This is a genomic window from Thermogutta sp., assembly GCF_014359955.1.
Lineage (GTDB): Bacteria > Planctomycetota > Planctomycetia > Pirellulales > Thermoguttaceae > Thermogutta.
In genome coordinates this window covers 1-3,619 of the sequence record NZ_JACIYL010000457.1, presented here as the reverse complement: position 1 = coordinate 3,619, position 3,619 = coordinate 1, and the positions used below count along the sequence as shown (strand labels likewise).

Sequence of the window (3,619 nt, the reverse complement as noted above, 5' to 3'; positions counted from 1 at the left end):
CACGTGGCCATCGCCACACCGAGGTGTCCCAAGATGCGGGCGAGAGCCTGTGTTCGCACGTGATTCAGAGGAACAGCGACAATTTCCAGAGACACATCGCCCACCTTGTGTCCGAAACCCTGCGGATCATACCGGGTCAGCAGGGACGGCGGAGCATCTTCGGGTTGCCCGTGGCATTGCAGACAAGACTGCTCAAAACGTTTCGGTACTGCATTGACAAGGTATTCTTCGCCACCCTCGAAGAATTTAAGTCGGCCAGACCAGGAACGGGCTTTCGGATTCTCCGTGAAATATTGAATCAGTTTTTCTTCAGCCGGAGTCGGCCGATTGGCTGGATTGAGCGGTCGATCCACCGGGAACCGCACGATGTAGCCCATCTCGGAAAGATGAGCGTATTCGAAGACCCGCCGCACGCCGGCAGAGGTGGACATCAACTCCGGCGTCAAGTCGTGAAGTGAAACGTGTTTAAACAATTCGGGACGGACGTGCTGGGCGAAAAAGTTTCGCAGGGCTGTGTTCAATTGCCTGGTAAGGCGGATTTTTTCCTGGGCTTGCTCCAGGATCTGCTGCTCAGTCCATCGATAGGTTCCCCAGGCCGTCACCCCGAGAAACAGGACTGCCAGCAGGACCACGGCGAGGAAAAATTGGCGCGGAGCCGCCGGGGAATAAACCAGCGTTTCGGCAGAGCATTGGACTCGCCTGATCAAGAACGAGCACCACTGAGAACTTTTCGCGACGATGCCAATTGCAATGACAAATGCGAGGAGAATTACGCTCGGCACGAGCGCGCGGAACACGACGCGTTGATACCAGTGAGACCCCTGAACATCCACGCCCAAAACGGCAATGACCTTTTGACTTTCCGGGGAGACAATTGGGACGAATGCAGAAACCCAGGTCCCCCATCGGTCCGGAACAGGGCCTTCGGTAGCGGCTTGAGAGGTAGAAAAAACACCCTTCAACGTTTGTGAGGCTTCCGCGTAGTCATCACCCGGCAGGGAAGCTGCGGGACTATCGTCGGGTTCACTGTCACCATGGAAAAACACGCGGCCGTCCGGCTCTTGACCCATCAGGTAGGCAAATCGGCAGTCCCTGACACTGGCGCGAACCTCCTGAAGCCAGCTCTTGAGTTTCCGGTAGGCTTCCTTCGATAGATCGCGGGGATTACCCTGAAGCTCCCGGAGCGCGTCAATGGGGAAGTTGGCTGCCTGGTTTCGCACATCGTGGAGCAATTCTTCCCGGAGCGATCGATCCGCCCACAAAATAGTCGCTCCGCACCCTATCAAAAAGATAGTGGCCAGGCCGCTTAGAATGGCAAAACATCGTGCTCCCATAAGCACCCTTTGGTATGGCGTTGCCCACGCTTGGCTGTTGCTTTTTCGCGCTTTCCGCTGATTCTCAGGGGTGCGGTGTCATGGAGCTTTCAGCGGTTCTAGGGAAATATAGGACACAATTGGGGGGCGGTGAGTGGCTGCCGACGCAATTTCCCCGGCCGGTGCATGGCGACGAATAACCCGTTTGTGCCAAAAATGCACGCAGTAACGCCTTTCGCGGACATCGTGTTAAGAATTGAACGGACAGACTGCACGCCCCGTGTCAGCGGTGATTTCACAAACCGCGGGGAGTCATCCCGCGATCGCGCGAGGCATCCGTCCGTGTGAAGCCTGTCCACCCGAGCTGGCTTTGGAGCACGCAACAGAGTAACGCTCATTTGGGAATTCTCCTTGGGCTGCATAGAATTGCGCAAAGGAATGTGCTGGGCCGCCGGCGTTTGGCTAGGCATCAACCTCATGAACTCTTTTGCAAAGGAAAACCTCCCATGGCGCGGGAAATCCGCCTGGAAGTTCGTGGCATGCACTGTGCCGGATGCGTTGCTCGGGTAGAAAAGGCCCTGCGATCAGTGCCCGGTGTGGACGAGGCGCAGGTGAATCTCGTCACGCAGCGGGCCGTGGTGCACACCTCCAACGAGTCGTTGGAAACTCAGCCGCTCGTTGAGGCGGTGGCGGCCGCCGGATACGAAGCCGTTCCGTTGGAAGACTCCTCAGGAGAGGCGGAGGGCGAAGAGTCCGCCCCTTCATCGCCCTGGTCCCGCGAGGCCGAAGAACAAAAGATGCGCCTTCGGCAGCTCGCGGTGGGGTGTGTGGGGTTGATTATCATCCTCGCCACCATGTTTGTCCCTGGTATTGCGACGACCTTTTCAGCCTGGCCGGCCATTATCGCGGCCACGGTCGTTCAATTTTACCTGGGCGCGGTGTACGCCTCTTCGGCCTGGAAGCAATTGCGGCATGGCGGCGTGAGCATGGACACGCTCATTGCCGCGGGTACCTGGACGGCCTATCTGGCCGGAATAGGAGAGGCCTTCGGCGGCTGGTCCCTTGCCGGTCATGCCCCAACAGGTTCCCATCCCGCCGGCAGCATCTTCCTGCCCGTCTTGCCCATGTACCTCAGCGACGCGGCCATGATTCTCACCTTCATCACTTTGGGAAAGTATTTGGAGGTGCGAGCGCGATTTCGGGCATCCCTGGCCATCCGACGATTGATGGATCTTTCTCCGTCTTTCGCGCGAGTCATCTCCGGTCAGTCTGTTCAGGAGGTGCCGGTCCACAAGGTTCAGGTGGGGGATCAGGTCCGGGTTCTGCCGGGAGAAAAGATCCCTCTCGACGGTCTCATCACAGAGGGAGAAAGTGAAATCGATGAATCGTGGCTCACGGGGGAATCGGTGCCGGTGGCGCGAACTGTTGGTCAGGAAGTTTTCGCAGGGACGCTGAATCTCACCGGGCCGATAGCCATCCGCGTGACCAAGCCGGCCAGACAGACCATTCTCGCCCAGGTGGTCAGGATGGTGGAACATGCCCAGGAGACCCGGCCGCGTCTGGGACGTTTGGCAGACCGCGTGGTGGCCTGGTTTGTTCCCGGGGTTTTGATCACGGCCGCCGCGACGTTTGTGATCTGGGGCTTCGTCCTCGGCGAGTGGAGGATGGCCTTGAGTGCCACGGTGGCCGTCCTGGTGGTGGCGTGCCCGTGCGCTCTCGGCCTGGCCACGCCGACGGCGATCGTGGTGGCAAGTGGCCGGGCGGCCTCCCGCGGGATCCTCGTGCGTGATGCCCAGGCGTTGGAGTCGGCCGCCTTTGTGGATACCGTCGTTCTGGACAAGACGGGCACGGTCACTGTGGGGAGACCGCAGCTCGTGAGACTCCGCCCTGCTTCCGGCCATACGGAGGATGAGCTGTTGCAGGTGGCGGCTACGGCCGAACAGTTGAGCCTCCATCCCGTTGCCCGCGCTGTCCTTGAAGAGGTCCGTCGGCGGAAACTCACATTTCCGACGGCCCGATCCATCGAAGTCTTGCCCGGTCGGGGCATCCGGGTGGAAAGCGAGGGCCATACCATCGTCATCCAAACGCTGGACTCTGCCGATCAGTCCGCTGAAAACCCTGTCGGAACTGGTGGGGAACGGACCGACCAATATGGTGTTGAAGGAAAAACGGCAAGAGAAGTTAAGCAGGAAACTTCCGCCGTGGCCACTGGCTCGCGCATTGTGGTTTCTGTCGTCCAGGATGGGGAATTCTTTGGGATTCTCGAGTTTGCTGACCTGCCGGCCGAGGAAAGCCGCGAGGCCATC

The 3,619-nt window shown here is 59.3% G+C and carries 2 protein-coding genes; one reads left to right on the top strand and one right to left on the bottom strand.

Features of this window, described 5'->3' with window-relative positions; translation table 11 throughout:
* Nucleotides 1–1,262, bottom strand: a 1,262-nt coding sequence (locus H5U08_RS12960) for a DUF3365 domain-containing protein (RefSeq protein WP_297033749.1), incomplete at its 3' end; no start/stop codon positions are given.
* A 557-nt stretch (nucleotides 1,263–1,819) separates the two neighbouring features.
* On the opposite strand from H5U08_RS12960, the gene H5U08_RS12955 reads away from it, so the two are divergent.
* The coding region (locus H5U08_RS12955) for a cation-translocating P-type ATPase (protein ID WP_297033746.1) at nucleotides 1,820–3,619 on the top strand (1,800 nt) is incomplete at its 3' end.